At 67.5% G+C, this 22,956-nt stretch carries 23 protein-coding genes and 1 pseudogene; 17 read left to right on the forward strand and 7 right to left on the reverse strand.

The genetic code is table 11. The features are described 5' to 3' along the window. Position 1: 1 nt before the first annotated feature. From AC4ELS_RS07445 to AC4ELS_RS07460, 4 genes are read left to right on the forward strand one after another with little or no spacing between them, the layout of a single operon-like run. Positions 2 to 589, forward strand: coding sequence for a DUF4129 domain-containing protein (locus tag AC4ELS_RS07445; RefSeq protein WP_463791851.1), 588 nt, complete (start codon positions 2 to 4; stop codon positions 587 to 589). Beyond that, positions 586 to 1,713, forward strand: coding sequence for a DUF4350 domain-containing protein (locus tag AC4ELS_RS07450; protein ID WP_499046582.1), 1,128 nt, complete (start codon positions 586 to 588; stop codon positions 1,711 to 1,713). The genes AC4ELS_RS07445 and AC4ELS_RS07450 overlap by 4 nt, the downstream gene beginning before the upstream one ends. Continuing rightward, positions 1,710 to 2,684, forward strand: a complete 975-nt coding sequence (locus AC4ELS_RS07455) for an AAA family ATPase (protein ID WP_499046584.1) — start codon at positions 1,710 to 1,712, stop codon at positions 2,682 to 2,684. Before AC4ELS_RS07450 ends, AC4ELS_RS07455 begins: the two co-directional genes overlap by 4 nt. After that, positions 2,684 to 4,006, forward strand: coding sequence for a DUF58 domain-containing protein (locus tag AC4ELS_RS07460; protein WP_499046586.1), 1,323 nt, complete (start codon positions 2,684 to 2,686; stop codon positions 4,004 to 4,006). Before AC4ELS_RS07455 ends, AC4ELS_RS07460 begins: the two co-directional genes overlap by 1 nt. Before the next feature lie 31 nt (positions 4,007 to 4,037). Here the strand turns inward: AC4ELS_RS07460 and AC4ELS_RS07465 are convergent, their stop codons facing one another. Next, positions 4,038 to 5,030, reverse strand: a complete 993-nt coding sequence (locus AC4ELS_RS07465; RefSeq protein WP_499046588.1) for a stage II sporulation protein M — start codon at positions 5,028 to 5,030, stop codon at positions 4,038 to 4,040. 32 nt (positions 5,031 to 5,062) lie between these two features. Between AC4ELS_RS07465 and AC4ELS_RS07470 the strand changes: the two genes are divergently transcribed. From AC4ELS_RS07470 to lfrA, 3 genes are read left to right on the forward strand one after another with little or no spacing between them, the layout of a single operon-like run. After that, positions 5,063 to 5,908 (forward strand): RDD family protein, encoded by an 846-nt coding sequence (locus AC4ELS_RS07470; RefSeq protein ID WP_448445304.1) that lies wholly within the window; start codon positions 5,063 to 5,065, stop codon positions 5,906 to 5,908. A gap of 52 nt (positions 5,909 to 5,960) precedes the next feature. Next, complete coding sequence (locus AC4ELS_RS07475) at positions 5,961 to 6,536, forward strand: TetR/AcrR family transcriptional regulator (protein WP_064888141.1); 576 nt, start codon at positions 5,961 to 5,963, stop codon at positions 6,534 to 6,536. A gap of 33 nt (positions 6,537 to 6,569) precedes the next feature. Then, positions 6,570 to 8,147, forward strand: coding sequence for an efflux MFS transporter LfrA (lfrA, locus tag AC4ELS_RS07480; RefSeq protein WP_499046591.1), 1,578 nt, complete (start codon positions 6,570 to 6,572; stop codon positions 8,145 to 8,147). Between the two features lie 75 nt (positions 8,148 to 8,222). Here lfrA and AC4ELS_RS07485 read toward each other — a convergent pair whose 3' ends face one another. Further along, positions 8,223 to 8,702 (reverse strand): anthrone oxygenase family protein, encoded by a 480-nt coding sequence (locus AC4ELS_RS07485; RefSeq protein WP_499046593.1) that lies wholly within the window; start codon positions 8,700 to 8,702, stop codon positions 8,223 to 8,225. A gap of 98 nt (positions 8,703 to 8,800) precedes the next feature. Between AC4ELS_RS07485 and AC4ELS_RS07490 the strand changes: the two genes are divergently transcribed. Both AC4ELS_RS07490 and AC4ELS_RS07495 read left to right on the forward strand, forming a co-directional pair. After that, a complete protein-coding gene (locus AC4ELS_RS07490; RefSeq protein ID WP_499046594.1) occupies positions 8,801 to 9,559 on the forward strand; it encodes a methyltransferase domain-containing protein in 759 nt (252 codons plus the stop codon). Positions 9,560 to 9,575: 16 nt separating this feature from the next. Beyond that, the gene (locus AC4ELS_RS07495; protein WP_499046595.1) at positions 9,576 to 10,508 is read left to right on the forward strand and encodes an AraC family transcriptional regulator; all 933 of its coding nucleotides are present in this window, start codon (positions 9,576 to 9,578) and stop codon (positions 10,506 to 10,508) included. Here the strand turns inward: AC4ELS_RS07495 and AC4ELS_RS07500 are convergent. Beyond that, complete coding sequence (locus AC4ELS_RS07500) at positions 10,474 to 11,634, reverse strand: cation:proton antiporter (RefSeq protein WP_499046597.1); 1,161 nt, start codon at positions 11,632 to 11,634, stop codon at positions 10,474 to 10,476. The two genes, AC4ELS_RS07495 and AC4ELS_RS07500, sit on opposite strands and share 35 nt — an antisense overlap. 9 nt (positions 11,635 to 11,643) lie before the next feature. Further along, a complete protein-coding gene (locus AC4ELS_RS07505) occupies positions 11,644 to 12,954 on the reverse strand; it encodes a carotenoid oxygenase family protein (RefSeq protein ID WP_499046598.1) in 1,311 nt (436 codons plus the stop codon). Between the two features lie 58 nt (positions 12,955 to 13,012). Between AC4ELS_RS07505 and AC4ELS_RS07510 the strand changes: the two genes are divergently transcribed. The 3 genes from AC4ELS_RS07510 to AC4ELS_RS07520 all read left to right on the forward strand — a co-directional run bounded on the left by AC4ELS_RS07510 (position 13,013) and on the right by AC4ELS_RS07520 (position 15,034). Continuing rightward, positions 13,013 to 13,531 carry a PadR family transcriptional regulator gene (locus AC4ELS_RS07510; RefSeq protein WP_499046599.1) on the forward strand — a complete coding sequence of 173 codons (519 nt, stop codon included), beginning with the start codon at positions 13,013 to 13,015 and terminating at the stop codon, positions 13,529 to 13,531. Positions 13,532 to 13,599: 68 nt separating this feature from the next. Beyond that, entirely contained in the window at positions 13,600 to 14,337 is a 738-nt protein-coding gene (locus tag AC4ELS_RS07515; RefSeq protein ID WP_499046601.1) for a PadR family transcriptional regulator, read from the forward strand. A gap of 19 nt (positions 14,338 to 14,356) precedes the next feature. Then, positions 14,357 to 15,034, forward strand: coding sequence for a hypothetical protein (locus AC4ELS_RS07520; RefSeq protein WP_064958213.1), 678 nt, complete (start codon positions 14,357 to 14,359; stop codon positions 15,032 to 15,034). A gap of 4 nt (positions 15,035 to 15,038) precedes the next feature. Here AC4ELS_RS07520 and glpK read toward each other — a convergent pair whose 3' ends face one another. After that, positions 15,039 to 16,559 carry a glycerol kinase GlpK gene (gene glpK / locus AC4ELS_RS07525; protein WP_499046602.1) on the reverse strand — a complete coding sequence of 507 codons (1,521 nt, stop codon included), beginning with the start codon at positions 16,557 to 16,559 and terminating at the stop codon, positions 15,039 to 15,041. A 9-nt stretch (positions 16,560 to 16,568) separates the two neighbouring features. Between glpK and AC4ELS_RS07530 the strand changes: the two genes are divergently transcribed. Then, positions 16,569 to 17,333, forward strand: coding sequence for a class I SAM-dependent methyltransferase (locus tag AC4ELS_RS07530; protein WP_499046640.1), 765 nt, complete (start codon positions 16,569 to 16,571; stop codon positions 17,331 to 17,333). A gap of 6 nt (positions 17,334 to 17,339) precedes the next feature. Here AC4ELS_RS07530 and AC4ELS_RS07535 read toward each other — a convergent pair. After that, positions 17,340 to 18,329: pseudogene (locus AC4ELS_RS07535) on the reverse strand (MinD/ParA family ATP-binding protein); the annotation flags it as partial. A gap of 55 nt (positions 18,330 to 18,384) precedes the next feature. Continuing rightward, positions 18,385 to 20,193 (reverse strand): type VII secretion AAA-ATPase EccA, encoded by a 1,809-nt coding sequence (gene eccA, locus AC4ELS_RS07540; protein ID WP_064958215.1) that lies wholly within the window; start codon positions 20,191 to 20,193, stop codon positions 18,385 to 18,387. Positions 20,194 to 20,262: 69 nt separating this feature from the next. On the opposite strand from eccA, the gene AC4ELS_RS07545 reads away from it, so the two are divergent. The 4 genes from AC4ELS_RS07545 (at position 20,263) to AC4ELS_RS07560 (ending at position 22,933) form a co-directional block, all read left to right on the forward strand. Beyond that, positions 20,263 to 20,580, forward strand: coding sequence for a hypothetical protein (locus AC4ELS_RS07545; RefSeq protein ID WP_499046603.1), 318 nt, complete (start codon positions 20,263 to 20,265; stop codon positions 20,578 to 20,580). Continuing rightward, positions 20,577 to 20,930, forward strand: a complete 354-nt coding sequence (locus tag AC4ELS_RS07550; protein WP_499046605.1) for a YbaB/EbfC family nucleoid-associated protein — start codon at positions 20,577 to 20,579, stop codon at positions 20,928 to 20,930. The genes AC4ELS_RS07545 and AC4ELS_RS07550 overlap by 4 nt, the downstream gene beginning before the upstream one ends. A 404-nt stretch (positions 20,931 to 21,334) precedes the next feature. Next, positions 21,335 to 21,619, forward strand: coding sequence for a hypothetical protein (locus tag AC4ELS_RS07555; RefSeq protein WP_064958218.1), 285 nt, complete (start codon positions 21,335 to 21,337; stop codon positions 21,617 to 21,619). A gap of 249 nt (positions 21,620 to 21,868) precedes the next feature. Continuing rightward, complete coding sequence (locus tag AC4ELS_RS07560) at positions 21,869 to 22,933, forward strand: hypothetical protein (RefSeq protein WP_499046607.1); 1,065 nt, start codon at positions 21,869 to 21,871, stop codon at positions 22,931 to 22,933. Positions 22,934 to 22,956: the final 23 nt, after the last annotated feature.

The raw sequence follows: 22,956 nt of genomic DNA on the forward strand, positions 1-22,956 counted from the left end.
GGTGACGGGCATCGACATCGACCGTGACGCTGCGCACGACGCCGCGCAGAACGAGCTGACCAAACCGATCTATCCCAGGGCTTCACCGACTGATCAGATCGGCGACTGGATCAACGATCTGCTGTACCGGATCACCGCGGCGGGCTCGACGATCCCCGGTGGCTGGTTCACCATCTCGGTGCTGGCCATCCTGCTCGTGGTGGCCGTCGTGGTGGCGGTGCGGATCGCACGGCGCACCATGCGTACTGCGCGTCGCGCCGACCACGCCCTGTTCGGCAGTCAGGAGCTCAGCGCCGCACAGCACCGTTCGATCGCTGAACAATATGCCGCACAGGGAGATTGGTCGGCCGCGATTCGTCACCGGGTCCGCGCGCTGGCCCGCCACCTTGAGGAAACCGGGGTGCTCGACGCGGTCCCGGGCCGCACCGCGACCGAACTCGCCCGCGACGCCGCGGCGGCACTACCGGGCCTGTCGGCCGGACTGTTCAGCGCGGCAAACACGTTCAACGACGTCACCTACGGCGAGCAACCGGGTACCGAGGCGGCCTACCGGGAGATCGCGGCACTCGACGAGGCCGGGGTGCCGTGAGCGCCGATTCGATCCGACACCGTTTCCGCACGGCACGCTGGGTTCTGCTGGGGTTCGCCGTGATCGTCGCGGTTTCCGTCGTGACGGTGTATCTGACCGCACCGCGCCCCGGTGGCGCGTTGGACCCCGAGTCGACGTCGCCGGAGGGAACGCACGCGTTGGTCAGTCTGCTGCGGGACCACGGTGTCGAGGTGATCACCGCGACCGATGCCGACCAGGTGCAGCAGGCCGCCCGGCCCGGCACCCTGCTGGTGGTGGCGCAGACGATGTATCTGTCCAGCGACAAGACCGTCGACCGGCTCGCCGATACCCCCGGCGACCTCCTGTTGGTCGCGCCGTCCGGACTCGTTCGGGAGAAGCTGGCACCTCAGGTCCGGCTCGGCAAACCGACGGAGTTCGGCGGCCGCGAGCCGGATTGTGAACTGCCCGAGGCGAACCGGGCCGGTGCCGTCCAGCTGGGCACCACCGACACCTACGTCGCCGCCGACAGTTCGCCGCTGACGTCGTGCTACGACGGCGCGCTGGTCCGCTACCACGACGGGACGCGCACCGTCACGGTCGTCGGCGCCGACTCCTTCATGACCAACGCGCGCCTGCTCAAGCAGGGCAACGCGGCACTGGCGATGAATCTGGCCGGTGCCGCACCGCGGGTGATCTGGTATGCACCACAGCATTTCGAGGCCGAGTCGACTGGTGACGGCACGCTGTCGGATCTGATGCCGCCGCAGATCCGGTGGATCGTCCTGCAGCTGTGCCTGGTGGTGGCCCTGCTCGCGGTGGCGCAGGGACGGCGCCTCGGTCCGCTGGTCGCCGAAATTCTGCCCGTGGTGGTCCGCGCGTCGGAGACCGTCGAGGGGCGTGGCCGGTTGTACCGCTCCCGCCGGGCCCGCGACCGGGCCGCCGACGCCTTGCGCGCGGCCGCACTGGGCCGGATGTTGCCCAGGCTCGGCCTGAACTCGTCGGCGGCACCACAGGCGGTGGCCGCCGCTGTCGCCGCGCGGTGCGGCACCGCCTCGAACTCGGTCGGACACATCCTGTTCGGCCCACCGCCTGCGACCGACGCCGAACTCGTCCACCTCGCACACCAACTCGACGACATCGAAAGGCAGGTCGCGCAGTCGTGACTCAGCCCCATCCAGAGAATGCCGGCTCCGATTCGGCCCGTGACGCCCTGCTGGCCCTGCGCAACGAGATCGCCAAGGTGGTGGTCGGACAGGATGCAGTGATCAGCGGGCTGGTGGTAGCGCTGCTGTGTCGCGGGCACGTGCTGCTCGAAGGCGTGCCGGGGGTGGCCAAGACCCTGCTGGTGCGCACCCTGGCGGCGGCCCTGCAGTTGGAGTCCAAGCGCGTGCAGTTCACGCCGGACCTGATGCCCGGCGACGTCACCGGCTCGCTGGTGTACGACGCGCGCACCGCCGAGTTCGAGTTCCGCGCCGGCCCCGTGTTCACCAACCTGCTGCTGGCCGATGAGATCAACCGGACGCCACCGAAAACCCAGGCGGCCCTTCTGGAAGCCATGGAGGAGCGTCAGGTCAGCGTCGACGGCATGCCTCGGCCGCTGCCCGACCCGTTCATCGTGGCAGCCACCCAGAACCCGATCGAGTACGAGGGCACGTATCAGCTACCCGAGGCTCAGTTGGACCGCTTCCTGCTCAAGCTCACCGTGCCGCTGCCGCCGCGGGATCAGGAGATCGCGATCCTGAGCCGGCATGCGCAGGGCTTCGACCCGCGTGACCTGTCAGCCGTCCAGCCGGTGGCCGGCGCGGCCGAGCTTGCCGCCGGGCGCGACGCGGTGCGTCGGGTCCTGGCCGGCGACGAGGTGCTCGGTTACATCGTCGACATCGTCGGGGCCACCCGGCATTCCCCGTCCCTGCAGCTCGGTGTGTCACCGCGCGGCGCGACCGCGCTGCTGGCCACGTCGCGATCCTGGGCCTGGCTGTCCGGCCGGAACTACGTGACTCCCGACGACGTCAAGGCGATGGCCCGTTCGACGCTTCGCCACCGGGTGGCGCTGCGTCCCGAGGCCGAGTTGGAAGGCGCCACCTCTGACGGAGTACTGGACGGCATCCTGGCCGCCGTCCCGGTGCCGCGCTGATGGTTCTCACCGGCCGCGCCGGTCTGGTGGCACTGGTCTGCGTGCTGCCGATCGCGTTGGCCCCTTGGCCGGCAACGGCTTTCGCTACACTGGCGGCGTTGCTGGCGGCAGCGGTGGTCGCAGATGTCGCACTGGCCGGTCGCATCGGCAGCCTGCAGGTCACCCGCAGCGGCGAGTCCACCGCACGGCTGGGCCAGAGCGTCGAGGCCGGGCTCACCGTGCACAACACCGGACGGCGGACGGTCCGCGGCGCCGTCCGCGATGCCTGGCCACCCAGCGCGTCGGCACAACCGCGCACCCACCAGGTGAATATCGTCGCGGGACAAGCAGTTTCCCTGACCACTCGATTGCACCCGGTGCGCCGCGGCGACCAGCGCTGCGAGCTGCTCACGGTGCGGTCGGTCGGGCCACTGGGACTCGCCGGACGCCAACGCTCGCAACGGCTACCCGGACAGGTACGGGTCCTGCCGCCGTTCCTGTCACGCAAGCATCTTCCGTCCCGGCTGGCCAGGCTGCGGCAGTTGGACGGTGCGATCCCCGTGCTGATCCGCGGTCAGGGCACCGAATTCGACTCGCTGCGGGAGTATGTGGTCGGCGACGACGTCCGCTCGATCGACTGGCGCGCCACTGCCCGGCGCGCCGACGTCGTGGTGCGTACCTGGCGTCCGGAGCGCGACCGGCGCGTGGTGATCGTGCTCGACACCGGCCGCACCTCGGCGGGCCGGGTCGGGGTGGACCCGACCGCGCTGGATCCGGGCGGGTGGCCGCGACTGGACTGGTCGATGGACGCCGCACTGCTGCTGGCGGCGCTGGCTGCCCGCGCCGGAGATCACGTCGACTTCCTGGCCATCGACCGGGTGACACGTGCCGGGGTGTGGGGCGCCTCGCGCACCGAACTATTGGCCGCGCTGGTCGCGGCGATGGCGCCCCTGCAGCCCGCGCTGGTGGAATCCGATGCGACGGCGATGGTCTCGGCGGTGTCGCGGCGGGTGCGGGGCCGGGCCCTGGTGGTGCTGCTGACCGATCTCAACGCCTCGGCGCTCGACGAGGGGTTGATGACGGTGCTGCCGCTACTGTCGTCGCGACATCAGGTCCTGCTGGCCGCGGTGTCCGATCCGCGGGTGGACCAGTTGGCGGCGGGTCGGTCCGACGCCGCGCAGGTCTATGACGCGGCGGCCGCCGAACGGGCCCGAAACGACCGCCGGGCCATCGCGTCGCGGCTGCGCGGCCACGGGGTCGACGTGGTCGATGCCCGCCCCGAGGACCTGGCGCCGGCCCTGGCCGACCACTATCTGGCGATGAAGGCTGCGGGCAAGCTCTAGCCCCCCCTGCGCGTCTGCTCGCCGGAAAAGTTCAGCCCGTGGGCAGCACGTCGGGGGCGTCCTCGAGGTCTCCACTCTCGCCCGCCCGGGCGGCCTTGCGGCCGAAATGGAACACGTAGCCGAGGAAGGCGAGTTCGGCGGCCACACCGATGCCGATCCGCATCCAGGTGGGCAACGGCGACGGTGTCACCAATGCCTCGATCAGACCGGATATCAACAGCACGACGGCCAGCCCGATCGCGGCCGCAACAACAGCCCGGCCCTGTTCGGCCAGCACCTGTGCGCGGGGTCGGTCGCCGGGAGCGATCACCGTCCAACCCAGCCGCATCCCCACCGCGGCGGCCAGGAATACCGCGGTCAACTCGAGCAGTCCGTGCGGGGTGATCAGGCCGAGGAAGAGATCTCCCTTGTCTGCGCTGAACATCAGTCCGGCGATCACACCGAGGTTCGCCGCGTTCTGGAACAGCACGTACGGGATGGGCAGGCCGAGCAGGATCGCGAAGGCGATGCACTGTGCCGCCACCCAGGAGTTGTTCACCCACACCTGCAGGGCAAATGACGCGGCGGGATGCTCGCTGTAATACGACGCGAAGTCGTGGTTCACCAATTCGTCGATCTCGCTGGGGGTTCCGATGGCTGCGTGCACATCCGGGTTGCCCGACACCCACAGCGCCAGGGCGACGGTCACGATGAAGAACGCCACCGCCGATCCCAGCCACCAGCGCCAGGCCCGGTAGGCCACCACGGGGAAGGACACGGTCCAGAACCGGACGAACTCGCGCCAGAGCGGAGCGTGCGCACCTGTCACCGCGGCGCGCGCCCGGGCCACCAGCCCAGACAACCGGCCGACCAGAACGGAATCCTGCGAGGCCGAACGCACGATCGACAGGTGCGTCGAGACCCGCTGATAGAGGTCGACGAGCTCGTCCACCTCCGCACCGGTCAACCGTCGGCGTCGTTTTACCAACTGCTCCAACCGGTCCCAGGTGGGGCGATGGGCCACGACGAACGCATCGACATCCACGTGGCAAAGCGTAGTCGGTAGCGTGTGTCGGTATGGTTTGGCAGCCCGCGCCGGTGGTGACCGGGGACGCCGTCGTCCTCGACGTGGCGATCGCCCAGTTGCCGGTGCGCACGCTGGCCGCGTTGATCGACATTCTGGTGATCGCCGTCGGCTATGTGGCAGGTCTGGTGTTGTGGTCGATCACGTTGAGCCAGCTCGACGATGCACTGACGGCGGCCATTCTGATCATCTTCACGGTGCTGACCCTGGTGGGTTATCCGGTGGTGATGGAGACCGCGACCCGCGGCCGGTCGCTGGGCAAGATGGCGTTGGGTCTCCGGGTGGTGGCCGAGGACGGCGGCCCGGAACGCTTCCGGCAGGCCTTGTTCCGCGGGCTGGCGGGCTTCATCGAGATCTGGATGCTCACCGGCGGGCCTGCGGTGATCTGCAGCCTGGTGTCAGCGAAGGGCAAGCGCCTCGGTGACATCTTCGCCGGGACGGTGGTGATCAGTGAGCGCGGGCCCAAGTTGAACCCGCCACCGGTCATGCCGCCGGCGTTGGCCTGGTGGGCCGGCTCGCTGGAACTGTCCGGGCTGGGCCCCGAGCAGGCCGAGCTCGCCAGGCAGTTCGTGTCGCGCTCGGCCCAACTCGACCCGCGGATACGCCAGGAGATGGGCGGGAGGATCTTCGGCGAGGTGACCTCCCGCATCTCACCCCCGCCCCCGCCGGGCGCGCCGGTCGAGTACGTGCTGGCCGCGGTGCTGGCCGAACGGCATCGTCGCGCGTTGGCCAGGCTCATGCCGCAGGCCCCGGCTCCGGCGTTCCCAGCGCGTTATCCCCCGCCGTATCCGAACTACCCTCCACCGCCTCCGACCAGCGGGTTCACGTTGCCCAGCTGAAGTGTGGGACATCACTGTCCCATTTTGGCCCGGTCGTGCTACATTTTGATGCATGACCAGTTCGGCGTCGTCGCACAGCGGGCCGCGGGAGCGCACCCGCAAGGCGATTCTCGATGCCGCCATGACGGTCCTGGCCGACAATCCGTCGGCCTCACTGACCGATATCGCCGCTGCCGCCGACGTCGGCCGCAGCACCGTGCACCGGTACTACCCGGAACGCACCGATCTCCTGCGGGCCCTGGCCCGCCACGTCCACGAGCTCAGCAACGCCGAAATCGACCGCGCGGATCCCACCCACGGTCCGGCGGACGCGGCGCTGCGCCGCGTGGTGGAAAGCCAACTCGACCTGGGCCCCATCGTGATCTTCGTGTACAGCGAGCCGACGATCCTGGCCGATCCCGAGCTGGCCGCCTACCTCGACACCGGGGACGAGGCGATCGTCGAGGTGCTCAACCGCGCCGCTGTCGACAGGCCCGAATATCCCCCAGGATGGGCCCGGCGAGTGTTCTGGGCCCTGCTTGACGCCGGCTACGAAGCCGCCAAGCAGGACGGCACACCCCGCCACCAAATCGTCGACGCCATCATGACCAGCCTGACCGCGGGCACCATTGATCTCCCGCGCGGCTGAGCCCCTCTTCTTGAGTCCTTGGAGCCAAGCCCCATGTCCACCCGCCTCGACGGCTCGCCGTCAAACCCTCGCGACGGCTCGCCGTCAGACCCTCGCGACGGCTCGCCGTCGATGACACCGACGCCCAAACGCGCCTGGCTCGCACTCGCCGTGCTGGCCCTTCCGGTCATCCTGATCGCGGTCGACAACACCGTGCTGGCGTTCGCCCTCCCGGCGATCGCCGAGGATTTCCGGCCCGCCGCATCCACCCAGCTCTGGATCGTCGACGTCTACTCGCTGGTGCTGGCCGCACTTCTGGTCGCCATGGGCAGCCTCGGCGACCGGTTGGGCCGGCGTCGAATGCTGCTCATCGGCGCCACCGGTTTCGCGGTGGTGTCGGTCGCGGCCGCCTTCGCACCGAGCGCGCAGTACCTGGTGCTGGCCCGCGCCGTGCTGGGCGTGTTCGGTGCCATGCTGATGCCCTCGACCCTGTCGTTGATCCGCAACATCTTCACCGAGGCCTCCGCGCGCCGGCTGGCCATCGCGATCTGGGCCTCGTGCTTCACCGCAGGATCGACCCTCGGGCCGATCGTCGGCGGCGCGCTGTTGCAGCATTTCCATTGGGGGTCGGTCTTTTTGGTGGCCGTCCCGATCCTGCTGCCGCTGCTCGTCCTGGGTCCCAAGCTGATACCGGAATCCCGTGACCCGAATCCGGGCCCGCTGGATCTGACCAGCGTGGCCCTGTCCTTCACCGCCATGTTGCCCATCGTGTGGGCGATCAAGACCGCTGCCCACGACGGGCTGTCGTTGCTGGTCGGGCTGGCCTTCGTGATGGGCATCGCCTCGGGCGTGCTGTTTGTCCTTCGGCAGAAGCGCAGCGCCACCCCGATGCTCGACATCGGGCTGTTCTCCTACGCACCGTTCAGCTCGTCGATCCTGGCGAACTTCCTGTCCATCGTGGGCTTGATCGGCTTCATCTTCTTCATCTCGCAGCACCTGCAGCTGGTGCTCGGCCTGTCTCCGCTGGCGGCCGGCCTGGTGACCCTGCCGGGCGCGGTGGTGTCGATGGTCGCCGGGATCAGCGTGGTCAAGCTGGCGAAACGCTTTGCGCCGCAGACCCTGATGGTCGCCGGACTGGTACTGGTCGCCGCCGGGTTCATCATGATCCTGCTGTTCCGCCACGACCTGTCGGTGGTCGCGGTGATCGTGTCGTTCATCGTGCTCGAGCTCGGCGTCGGCGTCTCCCAGACGGTGTCGAACGACACCATCGTCGCCTCGGTACCGGCCGCCAAAGCCGGTGCGGCGTCGGCTGTCTCGGAGACCGCCTACGAGCTGGGCGCAGTGATCGGCACCGCCACACTCGGCACGATCTTCACGGCGTTCTACCGCAACAACATTGCCCTGCCGGCCGGCTTGAGCCCGACACAGGCGGCCGACGCCGGTGAGAGCATCGGCGGCGCCACCTCCGTGGCCGCCGACCTGCCGGCGAACACGGCGGCGCAACTGCTCGACTCCGCCCGCACCGCGTTCGATTCCGGGATCGCACCGACAGCGGTCATCGCGGCGATACTCGCGCTGGCCGCGGCCGGGATCGTCGCCTACGCGTTCCGCAAGCCGGCTCAGCCGATTTGACGCCCAGTGGCCAGTTATGACACATGATCCGCGAAAACGCTTGTGCCAACTGGCCACTCGGCCGCACACCGGGCCTCAGCGGTAACGCAGCCCGATCACCAGCAGGACCGCACCGATGAACCCGGAGGCGGCACGCACGTGGTTCCACGCGGTCCAGGTGGTCAGGTAGGCCTGCCATTCGGCCGCTGCGTCGGTGAGATCGACCTGATCGATGTGGTTGTTGAGCGGCACGTTGAACAGCATCGTGACGAGGACCCCGAGGACTCCGACGATCGCGCCGGCCAGCAGGAACCAACTGCCCGGCCGGCCGATCTGCGTCAGTGCGACCACGCCGAGGGCCAACGAGAGCAGCGCAGAGCCGAGCAGGAACAGCAGGAACGGCGCGTTGGTGTTGGCCGCTGAGTTCATCCCGCGCATCGCGGTGATCGCGGCGACGGGACCGGTCCGGTCGAGGCCGCGCATCACAAATGTCGAGAAGGCGTAGAAGATTCCACCGCTCGCGGCACTGCCTAGGGCGGCGGCTGCGGTGAGGACGGCGACGGGGCTGATGGTCATGGCTTCAGTCAACGGCGCCGACCCGAGACGTTCCATGGTCGAGACTCCCGATTCCATACGTGATCGTCTCGCCGGTCGGCACTGCGACGATGGAGACCATGACCCGCGAATTCGACGAGCTGATCACCGAGGCCGACGCGGCATCGGTGGACGGCTGGGACTTCTCATGGCTGGACGGGCGGGCCACCGAAGCCCGACCGTCTTGGGGGTTTCAACGCCTGATGAGCGAACGGCTGGCCGCGGCATCGTCGGCGCTCGACATCCAGACCGGCGGTGGCGAAGTGCTCGCCGGGGCGACGGTGTTCCCGCCGACCATGGCAGCCACCGAGTCCTGGCCGCCCAACCTCGACCGGGCGACCCGGCTGCTGGGACCCCGTGGGGTTGTCGTGGTCGCCGATCCCGATGAGCCGCCGTTGCCGTTCGCCGACGCGGCGTTCGAACTGGTTCTCAGCCGGCACCCGGCCTCCGTGTGGTGGGACGAAATCGCACGCGTGCTGTGTCCCGGCGGCACCTACTTCGCTCAACATGTCGGACCGGCAAGCGTTTTCGAGCTCACCGAGTTCTTCCTCGGCCCGCAGCCACAGGCCCGGCTGGCCCGAGATCCCGACATCGAGTGTGCCGCGGCGCAGAGGGCCGGCCTCGACATCGTCGGCCTGCATGCCGAGCGACTGCGGATGGAGTTCTTCGACGTCGGCGCGGTCGTGTATTTCCTGCGCAAGGTCATCTGGATCGTGCCCGGCTTCACCGTCGCGGCCTATCGCGACGAACTCGCCGCACTGCACCGGCAGATCGCGACCGACGGATCCTTCGTCGCGCACTCATCCCGGCATCTCATCGAAGCGCGCAAGCCGGGATGAGCGTTACCCTACCGAGGTGGACGCCCTGGTCGGACTGCTCGACGGCGTGCGCGCGCGGGGCGCATTCGTGTTGCGGCTCCGCATGGAGCCGCCTTGGTCACTCGCCATCCGCGACGAAGCGCCGCTGGCCCTGATCTGTCAGACGCGCGGCGAGGCCGTCATCGTCGGCGAGCACAGCGGCATCTTCCGGCTCGGGCCGGGCGACGTGGCGGTGACCCGCGGCACCGAGAACTACGTCTTCGCCGACGATCCGGCTACGCGGCCGAGCGTCATCATCAGCCCCGGACAGCAGTGCACCACGCTGTCGGGCGAGGATCTGCATTTCGAGATGTCGCTCGGGCTGCGCAGCTGGGGCAACAGCGCCGACGGGGGCGCGGAGTCGATCGTCTGCGCCTACGAGGGTCGCAGCGAGGTCAGTGCCCGCCTGCTCGACACGCTGCCTGCTGTGCTGGTGCTGCACGCCGAAGAGTGGGACACCCCGCTGATCGATCTGCTGTCGGTCGAGGCCGGCCGCGACGGGTCCGGGCAGGAGGCCTATCTGGATCGGTTGCTCGACCTCCTGCTGATCGCGGTCCTGCGTACCTGGTTCGACCGGGACGACAAGGCACCACCGTGGTGGCAGGCCGAACGGGACCCGGTCGTCGGGCCTGCCCTCAAGCTGATCTACAACAATCCGGCCCACCCCTGGACGGTCTCCAATCTGGCTACGGCAGTGGGGTGTTCGCGCGCGGTCTTTGCGCGCCGGTTCACCGATCAGGTCGGTGAACCGCCGATCGCGTTCCTCACCGGTTGGCGCCTGGCGCTGGCGGCCGACCTGCTGCGCGGCAGCGAGGCCACGATCGCTGCCGTCGCCCGGCAGGTCGGCTACTCCACGCCGTTCGCGTTGAGCAGCGCGTTCAAACGGTCCTACGGGGTCAGCCCGAATGAACATCGGGTGCAGGCTGGTTGACCCGCGCCGCGAGCACCCCGGCGACCGAGGTGGTCGCGATGGTGACCAGCGCGCCGAGCATCAGCGCAGCGGGCTCACCTGGCGCCATCAGGTGCTGCTCGGTGCCCAGCGTCGCGGCGGCAACCGGCACGCCGAGCTGGGCGGCGGAGAACACGGCCAGCGTCACAGGCTGGCCCAGCAACCGTCCTGCACTGTGGGCGAGCACCGCACCGATCCCCAAAGTCACTCCGAGCACGATGAATTCGGGCTTGTCGGCGAGTTCGCGGACTTGCAGCGAGGCGCCGAGCCAGATGAAGAACAACGGGCCGAAGAACCCGTCGGTGATACCGAACAACTGCCTGGCCAGCCGCCGCGGCTCACCGATAGCCGACACCACCAGGCCGAGGGCGAACCCGGCCAGCATGATCGAGACGTGGGTGGCGACGGCCAGCGCTGACAGTCCGAACAGCATCACCAGGCTCAGTCGCAGCTCAAGCGCGAACTTGTGATCCTCGGAGTAGCGGTGCAGGCGTTTGCGTAGCCCCCGGGCATTCGCGGCACGTAACCCGACGAACAACACCGCCGCGCAGCCGGCAATGGCCAGCGCACCGAGAGCCGCTCGCGGCGCCCGCTGGATGTCGATCACCAAGGGCAGCAACACGATCGATGCCGCATCGGCAATGGCGATCTGGGCGGTCACCGACAGCACGTTCGGCCCCTGTAGGCGCAGGCCGTCGATCACCGGCAGCGCGAGTGCAGCCGACGAGGACGCCATCACCACGGCGTAGAGCGCGGCGTGGCCCGTCTCGAACAGGTGCGCGATCACCACTCCGAGCACGGCGGCCACCGCCCCCACCAACACCGCCCGAACCAGAGCCTTGGGAAGCGCGGTGCGCAGCGTGGTGTCGCGCACCGGCACGTGGGTGCCCACGACGAACATCACCAACGCGAAACCGATGTCGGCCAGCAGGGTGAAGGTGGGATCGGTGTGATCGACGACGCCGAATCCACTTCTGCCCAGGACGATCCCGACGATCAGCTCACCGATGACCACCGGGATGCGTAACCGCGGGACGGCGGCCAGTGCCGGTCCCGTCAGGCCGATGACCGCGACCAGTGCCAGCGTGTCGAACCCGAACCCGGCCATCCGCACACATTAGGCGCTGACCCAGTTCCCGTGGAAGCCGTAGGGAACCCGCTGCGGCAGTTTGATGGTCGCGACGGGGCCCCCGGTGAAGTCGGACGCATCCAGGATCACGAGATCGCTGCCGTCCCACTCCGGGTTGTAGACGTAGCCCAGGTACCAACCGTTGCTCTCGTCGGCGGGACCCGCGCCGGGGACGAACACGGCTTCCCCCGGTCCGCCGGATCCGAGTTCGTGGCGCGCCCCGGCGCCGGTGGACAGGTCATAGCGGATCCAGGCGTTACCCGCGACCGACACCGAGTACCGGGCGGGCAGACCCGCCAACCGATCATCGATGCGGGGGAACTCCACTCCGAGGTCATCGAGTTGACGCTCGCGGACGGTCCCGGATGCCAGGTCGATCCGCCACTCCCACAACACGCCCTCGACGTCGAAACCACCGTTGCTGCGCCACAGTTCGGGGTAGCGAACTGCCTGCAGCACAATAGAATTACCGTCATCGTGCGCATTTGCAACGTGGAACACGTAGCACGAGTCGATGTCGAACCACCGGATCGGCGCGTCGGGATCGTCCCGGCGCAGCACACCGAATCGGGCGCCGTAGTCATCGCTCCAGCGGTAGGGCATGTCACCTTCGCCCTTGACCGCGATGTCGAGGTCGAACACGACGGGCAGGTCCATGAAGATGACATGGCGTGCGGTCATCGCGAAGTCGTGCATCATGGTGTGCGCCTTGACATCCACCGGGCGGTTGACGGTCAGTTCACCGTTGGCGTCCGCGCGGTGATAGGTGACATAGGGCTCGAAGATGCTGCCGTATCCGAAGAAGTGCAGCTCGCCGGTCGTCGGGCAGATCTTGGGGTGCGCGGTCATCGAGTCGACCAGTTTCCCGCCGAAGTCGTAGGCGCCCAAGGTTTCCAAGTCGTTGGTGATCTCGTAGGGCAGCGAGGATTCCACCAGCGCCAGTGTCTTGCCTGCGTGGTTCACGACGTGGGTGTTGGCGACGGCGGAGCGCAGGTTGCGCGTGCCGTCGGCGTTGTACAGCGGGAAGTCCTTGACGAAACTGTCGGTGCGGACCCAGCGGTTGCGGTACCACTTGGCTGCGCCGCCCTCGATGCGGACGCCGTGGATCATCCCGTCGCCGGTGAACCAGTGCTCGGTCGCCTGGCGTGGGTTCGGGCCGTTGCGCAGGTACCAGCCGTCGAGTTCGGCTGGGATGGCGCCGTCGACCGGCAGGTCGTATTCGGTGAGTTCGTCGGCGACGGGTGCGTAGTTGCCGCGCCGGAAGAAGTCGGTTTCGCCGATGGGCAGGGCTGAAGTCATGCACTCAACGGTGGCATTCCATTACTGACATGTCAATAGTGGACGGTAGACTGCCGGCATGAGTCTGCGCATGGCGGCACTTGGCTTGTTGGCACAGCACCCCGGCAGCGGGTACGACCTGCTCAGACGGTTCGAGAAATCGATGGCGAACGTCTGGCCGGCCACCCAGAGCCAGCTCTACGGCGAGCTCAACAAGCTGGCCGTGGCCGGCCTGATCGAGGTCTCGGCGATCGGGCCGCGCGGCCGCAAGGAGTACCGCATCACCCCTGCCGGTCGCGCCGAACTGGAGCAGTGGATCACCAATCCCGCCGGCGACCCACCCGAGCGCAGCGCCGGGCTGCTACGGGTGTTTCTGCTCGGTGAATTACCCCGCACCCAGGCACTCGAGCATCTCACCGCTCTGGCGGCCCACTCCGAATCCGAGGTGGTGCGACTCAAGGAACTAGAGACATCCATCGTCTGGGCCGATACCGACGAGGGCCGGTACGGGCATGCAGCCCTGGAATACGGCCTGCGTTTCAACGCCATGCAGGCCGAGTGGGCACATTGGCTCAAAAAGACTATCGACAACCGATAGGTTCCGATATATCGTTGACGCATCGGAAGCGCCAACAGCGCTCCTCCACGACGACGAAGGATTTACCAATGACCAACCCATTCAATGCACCAAACGGCGGCTTCGGTTTCGTACCCTTTGGCCGCGAAGAGGCCCGCCTCATGTTTCAGCAGGCCCGCGCCGCACGCCGGGACATGCGCGAGCAGATGCGCGCCCAGTCGCACGCGGCCCGCGAGCAAGCCGCCGACGCCACCTGCCAGACCGGTCTCGGTGGCCCGGGCTTCGGCCACGGACGCGGCTTCGAATTCGGCTTCGACCCGCGCGGAGGTCTCGGCTTCGGATTCGGCAACTTCGGCGGCCCACGGGGCCGGGGCGGGCGCGGCGGACGACGGGGACGACGCGGCGATGTCCGCGCCGCCATCCTGACCCTGCTGGCCGAACGACCCATGCACGGCTACGAGATGACGCAGGAGATCGCCGCCCGCAGCCACAACCTGTGGAAGCCCAGTCCGGGCTCGGTATACCCCACCCTGCAACTGCTGGTCGACGAAGACCTGATCACCCCGGCCGAAACCGAGGGCAGCAAAAAGACTTTCGAGCTGACCGAGGAAGGTCGCCAAGCGGCGGCCGCGATCGAGACCGCGCCCTGGGACCAGATCACCGAAGATGCCGACCCCGCTGCGATGAACCTGCGCGGCGCCCTCGGCCAGCTGATGGCCGCCGTCGGGCAATCGAGCTTCACCGCCACCGAGGACCAGCAACAACGCATCCTCGACATCGTCAACAACGCCCGCCGCGAGGTCTACCAGGTCCTCGGCGAGGAGTAGCGGCCCGTAGGCTGCGGTTGTGAGCAGCCTCTTCACGATCATCGCGCCGGCCGTCGTCGCAGTCCTGACTGCGGCCGGCGCGGTCATCGGACTCCAATTCCGTGACGTCGATGCCTACGAGCGCCGGCGCGGTATCTGGCAGTGGCTTCTGGTCCTGCTCGCCGCCGCCGCGACGATGGGGGCCGTAGGTTCGGCAGCCGGTGTCGATTCCGGGGACCTGCGGGAAGCCATCATCATGGCGGTGGTCGGCGTGGCTGCCGTCATCGTCGCCCATGTGATGTGGCGGCGACGCGTCCCCGATGCCGAGCCCCGCAACATCGCGATCGCGACTGCCGCCGCCACGTGCGCGGTCCTGGTGATCGTGGGCGCGACCGCACTGACCTACACCGGGAACAAGGGTTGCCGGCAGGCCCAGCTCTTGGTGGACTACACGAACGCGAGCTTGGGCGCGCTCACACCCCCGCCCCCCGGCAAGCCAGGTCCGGCAGTGGGCGACTACGAGAATTGGTCGAAACTCATCCGCGAGGCCGCCGATCAGGTGACCGACGGCGAGGTCGGGCCGCACGCCCACAAGATGGCCGAGTTGGCCGGACAGATCACCGACGCCGTCCGCAACAAGGCGAGTGCCGACCACGCGGTTCTCGGCGTGCAGTATTCCGACGAGTTCAAGGCGATCGTCGCCAAGTGCCGACGGTAGCCGGTCAGTCGATCTCGACCCAGTCCAGCGTGCGCGAAACAGCTTTGCGCCAACCGGCGTAACCCCCGTGACGCTGCTCGTCATCCCACTGCGAGCTCCAACGCTGGCCTTCCTGCCAGTTGTCCCGCAGATCGTCGGGGCTCGCCCAGAATCCCACTGCGAGCCCGGCTGCATACGCCGCGCCCAGCGCAGTGGTCTCGGCCACCACGGGCTTGACCACGTCGACGCCCAGCACATCGGCCTGGATCTGCATGCACAGCGCATTGGCGGTGATACCGCCGTCGACCTTCAGAACCTCAAGGTGCACACCAGAATCCGCTTCCATGGCCTCAACCACATCGCGGCTCTGGTAGCAGATCGCCTCCAGGGTGGCCCGCGCCAGGTGAGCATTGGTGTTGAAGCGGGACAGTCCGACGATGACGCCCCGGGCGTCCGAGCGCCAATAGGGTGCGAACAGCCCGGAGAACGCCGGCACGAAGTAGACGCCGCCGTTGTCGGCGACCTGCCGGGCGAGCGCCTCGCTCTGTGCCGCACCGCTGATGATGCCCAGCTGGTCGCGCAGCCACTGCACCGCCGAACCGGTCACGGCGATCGAACCTTCAAGGGCGTAAACGGGTTTCGAGTCACCGAACTGGTAACACACCGTGGTGAGCAGCCCGTTGTCCGAACGAACGATCTTCTCACCCGTGTTGAGCAGCAGGAAATTTCCTGTGCCGTAAGTGTTCTTGGCCTCACCGGGCTCCAGGCACACCTGGCCCACCATGGCGGCCTGCTGATCGCCGAGGATGCCGGTCACCGGCACCTGCCCTGCCAGCGGCCCGTTGTCTCGGGTGCTCCCGAACGAGGCCGGATTGGATGACGGCTTGATCTCGGGCAGCATCTGCCGCGGAATCGAGAAGAACGACAACAACTCGTCGTCCCAGTCCAGAGTTTCCAGGTTCATCAGCATGGTGCGGCTGGCGTTGGTGACATCGGTGACGTGCTCGCCGCCGCGATAGCCTCCGGTGAGGTTCCAGGTCACCCAGCTGTCGGGCGTGCCGAAGATCGCGTCACCGTTCTCCGCATCGCGCCGGACCCCGTCGACGTTGTCCAGGATCCACTGGATCTTGCCGCCCGAGAAGTAGGTCGCGGGCGGCAGCCCGGCCTTGCGCCGGATGACGTCGCCGCGGCCGTCTCGGTCCAACGCGGCGGCGATGCGGTCAGTACGGGTGTCCTGCCAGACGATGGCGTTGTGGTAGGGCCGGCCGGTGTGGCGGTTCCAGACCAGTGTGGTCTCCCGCTGATTGGTGATGCCGAGCGCCGCAAGGTCCGCGGCCACCAGGTTGGTCTTGTTCAGTGCGGTCATGATGGCCGCGGAGGTGCGCTCCCAGATCTCGACCGGGTTGTGTTCCACCCATCCGGCCCTCGGGAGGATCTGCTGGTGCTCGAGCTGATGGCGACCCACCTCGGCGCCGGCGTGATCGAAGATCATGCATCGGGTGCTGGTGGTCCCCTGGTCAATTGCAGCTACGAAGTCCGCGGACATTCGTACATGATGGCCTACATGGCTCCCGACTCCTCAGATATCGACCGGATGCCCAGAGGCGGATTCCGCGCGTCGTGCCTGGACCGGCTGCTGGAAACGGACCGACAGGAGTATCTCGACCGCGACGATGTCGACGACTCGACCAAGAGCCAGGTGATCGCTGCCCTGGACTGGACCGGCCGGTTCTTCAGGAATCACCAGCGCTTCGCCGCGATCGCGCTCGATCTGGTCGCCGACGTAGCCGATCCGCGAATTCTGGAGTTGGGCGCCGGGCACGGTGGAGTGTCGCGGCAACTGCTGGCCGACCATCCTTCCGCGCAGGTCACCGTCACCGACCTCGATCCGGATTCGGTGGCCCGCATTGCCGCGAGCGACCTTGGCAGCCATCCCCGCGCCGAGGTCCGCCAGATGGACGCCACCGAAATCGATGCCGCCGATGACAGTTACGACCTGGCCCTGTTCGCCTTGTCGTTTCACCACCTGCGCCCGTCGCAGGCCGCGCGGGTGTTCGCCGAGGGCACCAGGGTTGCCGAAGCGCTGCTGATCATCGACCTGCCGCGGCCGCCGGCCCCGCTGCACCTGTTACGCCTGGCGACGATGCTGCCCATGGCCGCAGTGCTGCCGTTCGTGCACGACGGGGTCATCAGTTCGCTGCGCAGCTACAGTCCCTCGGCATTGCGCAGCCTGGCCCGCCACGCCGACCCGTCGATCGAGCTCACGCTGCGCGGCGGACTGAACCTGCCGCAGATCGTGATCGCCAGAAACGGCCGGTGATCCCTGTCAGGCGCGCCGCTTGACCTGAGGGGCCACCGAGAAGAGGTCGGCGACGGTGGAAGCCAGTTCCAGGAAGGCCTGCCGGGTGGGCCGGCTGAGGAAACCGAGGTCCACCTCGGCTCCTTCGGCGAGGTGATCGTCGAACGGAATCACGTGCAGAGCCCGCACCCTGGGCAGGAAATGGTTGGACAGTTGACCCATGTCCAGCCCGAGGGCACCGGGGCGCGAGGCGCTGACCACCACGACCGCCTTCGGCACCAGGTGCGAATAGCCGTTGCGCTCAAGCCAATCCAACGTGGCAAGGGCGCTGCGTGCCGAGTCGATGGCAGGCGATGCGACGATCACGATCGCATCCGCCACATCCAGCACTCCCGCCATCGCCGAGTGCACCAGCCCGGTGCCACAGTCGGTCAGGATGATGTTGTAGAAGCGCTGCAACACACTCAGGACACCGCGATAGTCGTGCTCCGAGAACGCCTCTGAGGTGGCCGGGTCCCGCTCGGAGGCCAGGATCTCCAGGCGGCTGGTGCTCTGGGAGGTGTGGCGGCGAATGTCGGAGTACCGCGAGATGCCGTCGTCGATGAGCACGTCGCGCACGGTGGAACCGCATTCGTTGGGTCCACGTTGGGCGAGCGTGCCGAAGTCGGGGTTGGCATCCACCGCGATCACCCGGTCACCGCGGGTGGCGGCAAGTGTCGCCCCCAGACCAACGGTGGTGGTGGTTTTGCCCACTCCGCCCTTCTGGGACAGCAGGGCGATGTTGAACGGGCCGCCGACCACCGGTTGGTTGACCCGGTCCATGAGGGTCTTGTGGGCTGACTCCTGCTCGGAGACACCGGGATTCATGCCAGTGGCCCGGTAGACGGCCTTGCGCCAGCCCGACTTCGGCGTGGGCGCGGCACGGATCAGTCCCAGTTCGCCGTTGCTGGGCACCACCGACGGACGCTGACCATCTGCGGTCCGCGGCTTGATGGACGTGAACGGCGTCGGCTCCGGAGGGCCAACGCTCAACCGCTCGTCGTCGCTGTCGGTCATGGCTACTTCCCTCCGGTCAACTCGATGCCGTCATTCCGAGTACCTGTTTGAGCGCGGCCCGCATGTCCACCGGCTCGATCCGCATCAACTGCGCTTCGTCGAGTTCCGACAGATTGGTGCCGTGAAGTTCACTGAGCCGGTATTCGCGTTCCTCTTCGGCCGCCTCGATGACGTTACGGACGAAGCGGCCGTTGCCGGCCAGATCGATGCCGGGACGCAACTGCCCCGACTGGTCGAGTGCCTCACTCTGACACAGCTCGACACACGCGGTGACGAGTTCTTCGTAAGCGGCGTCCGACAATTCGGAGTCCCTGGTGCGGGCGACGAGCTTACCGATGTCCCCGAGTTCGTGCGGACCGTAGGAGCTGAACCGGATTCGTTTGGTGAATCGCGACGCGAGGCCGTCGTTGGAGGCCAGGAATCGATCGATCTCACCGTCGTAGCCGGCGATGATGACCACCAGGCGGTCGCGGTCGTTCTCCATGCGGGCCAGCAGGGTGTCGACCGCCTCACGGCCGAAGGCGTCGCCGCCGGACAGTCCCGTCTGGATCAACGTGTAGGCCTCGTCGATGAACAGCACGCCGTCCATGGCCGAGTCGATCAACGCGGTGGTTTTGATCGCGGTGCTGCCGAGATGCTGGCCGACGAAATCGTGGCGTTTGGCCTCCACGATGTTGGGCGTGCGCAGCAACCCCAGCCCGCAGTAGGTCTGTGCCACCACCCGGGCGATCGTGGTCTTGCCGGTTCCGGGCGGGCCGGTGAACGCCAGGTGCAGACTGCGCGCGGCCGAACTGAGCCCCTTGTCCCCGCGGACCTTTGCCAGCATCGCCGCCGACTTCAATTTGGCGACTTGAAGTTTGACCTCTGACAAGCCGATCTGCCGATCGAGTTCCTGCTGCGCCGCCTGTAGGTATTCGTTGCCGCGTTCCGACAGATCGTCAGCCAGGAGGTCCTCTGCCGACGGCACGCTGGCCGGATCCCAGCGGTCGGTGCGCGAGTCGACGATCTCCTTCGAGGTGACCACCAACCGGTACTTCGGATCGGCCAACGCCGCGGCGTTCGCCTCGAATCCCGGGTCCTCGCTGTAGATCCGTTCGAAGATCACCCGGGCGTCCTGCTCTTCGCCCATCTCCCGGAGGGTCAGCCCCTTGCAGAACTCCGCGGCCCGCCGCGCTCCCGGAACCGGACCCTCGACGGCCTGGTCGAGCCGGCGGATGCCCTCTCCGAACAGCCCCATCTGCGCACACGCCGATCCGACCATCAGATCCGCGCCGGCGCCGATGTAGTTGTCGGTGAACGATCCCGACCTGCTCAACGCGCTCAGCACATCGGGCCAGCGCTGCGTCGTGAAGTGCAGTACGCCACGGATATACGCGCGGATCTCACTGGTGTCACCGTCGGATGCGGTCGTGGCCTGGTCCAGCTTGTCGAGCACCTGTTCGGCCTCGTCGAAATCTCTGGCGCCGATCATGCTGGCCGCGTAGGCGAGCCACATCTCGGTCTTGGTACTCAACGGGTAGTCGAGGTACAGGCCGGTCTGGAAGCGTCCGCTCAAAGCCCGTTGCGGCAGGCCGAGTCTGCGCTGCTCGCGGAACAACGTGAGTGTGCTGGTTCGGTACAGGTGGTAGACGACCTCGGGGCTGGTGTCACCGGCGGCGGCGCGACCCAGCCACGCGTCGCACATGTCCGGGTCATATTCCGTGGCTCGACGGAACGCGAGCGCCGCATAGGGCAGGTCGCGCTCGGTCTCCAATCCGTCGATGGGAATGCCGAGCGACAGCACTCCGGCATCGAAAACCCGCTGCGCATCGGTGGATCCATTCATCGGAGGTGACACATCTCCTCACTGCAGCCTCAGCCGCGATTCGCCCGCGAGTGTACTAAGTTGAGCAGAATGGCACAGCCGGTGCAGTCACCTGGCGGAACGATTTCGGTGCACACCACCGAACGGGGTCTGCCGGTGTCGCTTCGCCTCGACCCCGTCGAGTTGAAGAAGCCACCCGCACAACTGGCCGACGAGATCATGGCGCTGTGCCGGTTGTCCGCGGCCCGCGCCCAGTTCGAACACAGGCGTGACCTGGCCGAAAAGGGTTACAGCGCATCGGTCATCGAACCCTTGCAGTTGGCGACCGCAGAGGAATTGGCCCGTGCCGAAGACGCCGTGCTGGGCGAGGAGGGCGAACTCCCGCCCACCTGGGGCAGGTCGGTATGACCGGGCTCGCCGACTCCCTCATCGGTCGCATCCGCAAGCAGCGTGATCTGGTACAGGCGATGGATGAGCACTGCCAATCGATTTCGGCGCGGGTCACCAGCCGTGACGGGAACGTCAGCGCCGAGGTCGACGGCATGGGCGCCCTCACCGGACTGTGGCTCGGGCCCGCAGCGCACAAGCTGGGTGCGGACGCACTCGCCAAGCTGATCGTCGAGACCGCCGACGCTGCCGCGCAGGTAGCGACGGCCCGCCAGCAGTATCTGTCTCAGGAGTTCGCGCAGCGCATGCAGGAACTGATCCAGGCTCCACTGACTCGGTGGGACGGCGGCGCTTTCGAGCCGCGCGGCTAGGTTCGCTCATCCGTCATCCGAGCGGGTTTCACGCAGACGATCCGCTATTGCCGTTGATAATTGACGTTCGCTGTAGATATTTGAATGGGTTATCACACAGGGAGTTACCCGCAACCACCGGGAACGCACGCACGGATTGGGCGTCACCGCAAGATGATCCACTCGTGCCACATCGCCCCCGGTCCGGCAAACACCCGGCGACAGCACCTTCCCAGCGTGCACGCAGAAACCACCCACAAATCACCGTGATCAGCAATTTTTGCCATTTCGCTAATTACCAAGACGAACGATCTACACGGATTATTTGCGGAAAATTCAGTTAGCTGCGGAGGGTGGCCGCGGCTATAGTTTATTGGTCTCGTGCCCACACAACCCCCGCTTCCAGCTGGAAAGGTATCAGCACGATGAGCGACATTTTCGCCGCCCAACCCTCGGGGATGGCTACCTTTTCCGCTGCGAACGAGGCGGCCGCATCCGCGATAACCACAGCTGGATCGGCCGACTCAGCGGCGATGCTGATGTCCGCGGCAGCCGCACTCGGCCCGATCGGCGCGGTGTATCTGGCAGCATTTGGCCCAGCTCAAGCCAATAATTTGGCCGGCACACTGCTGGTGGGCGGAGTGCACGCCGCCACCGGGGCCGCCACCGAAGGGGCCCGGTCCGCCGTCCTGTCCAACGACGACGCCTAGGCCTGACGCCATATGCCTACAGTTTTGCCTCCCCAGCCGGTAACCCCCGTTGGACAGTTGGCTCAACGCGTTCCCGGCTACGACGCCACACCGGTAATCGCTGCTCAAGAACAGAATCTGCAAGACTTTCTGAATTTGCCAGTCAGACAAATTCTTGACCGGCTGGGTTTGCCGCCAATTGCGGATCAAAAGCCGGCAGAAGTACCGCCACCCGAAGGCCAACCCGAACAGCAGCCACCCGCGAATCCCATGGATCCGAGTGCCTTGATCAGCCCGGTCACCGATGCTCTCAGCACCCTTGGCACCGGCATGTTCGACGGGGTCGATCCGACGACGATGCTGCCTGCCATCGCCAAGATGTTCCAGTCCACCGGCGGTCCGATGGCGAAGTCGGTCAGTGCGGCGGGCGACGCCTGGCAGGGCGCGTCCGGCACCGCCGCGGCGACCAAGACCACGACCGCCATTTCCGACGGGGCCGCGGTAGGTGCCCAATCCGAGGCCCTGAGTAGCAGTTTGACCGGGGCCGCCGCCGACGTCGGCCAGGCCAGGGTCCGGCTCATCGCCATCATCACCGAGTTCGCCGCGACGATCGCCGCCATCGGTCCCATGATCATCTTCCCGTGGGGGTGGGCCGCCGCAATCGCCGCTGCCAACAAGGCAATTGCCACCACCGCCGAGGTGATGACCGAACTGCAGACCTCACTGGCCACCCAGGCCGCCCAGGTCACCACCGCCGGTGCACCCGTGGGCATCACCGCCGCACCCGAAGGTGCCTCGTCGCTGGCGGGCCTGTCCCAGCTGATGCCGATGGCGATGAAAGGCGCAGAGGCAGGGGTGCAGGCCGGCACCGGCGCGGCGTCGGCAGCCAGTCAGAACGCCGCGAATCCCGCGATCGATCCGATGGACCCGGCGGCCGACGCTGCGGGAGAAGGTGAAGGCGACCCCGCACTCGCGGGCGGTGGAGTAGGCGTCGGCGGTGTCGGCGGCGGGATCGGGGGTGCCGGCATGCCCGGGCCTCGGTCACTACCCATGTCAGCCATGATTCAGGCTGAAACCGCCAGCGCCCCAGCACAATCAGCCGCGCCGAGAGTCGGCGGTGTCGGCTCACCGGGCATGATGGGGGGCGCACCCATGGGGGCGATGGGCGCCGGCCAGGGTGCGAACGCCTCGTCCGGCAACAACCACACCTCGGCGTCCTTCCTGCACACCACCGACCAAGGCAGCGAGATCGTCGGCGATCTCGGCACTGCGGCCCCCCCGGTCCTCGGGGAGGCCGACCCGTATCAGACTCCGGACGTCGAACTCCGGATCTAGTCATCCCAACCAAGGAGAACGGT

The organism is Mycobacterium shunyiense, from assembly GCF_058270035.1.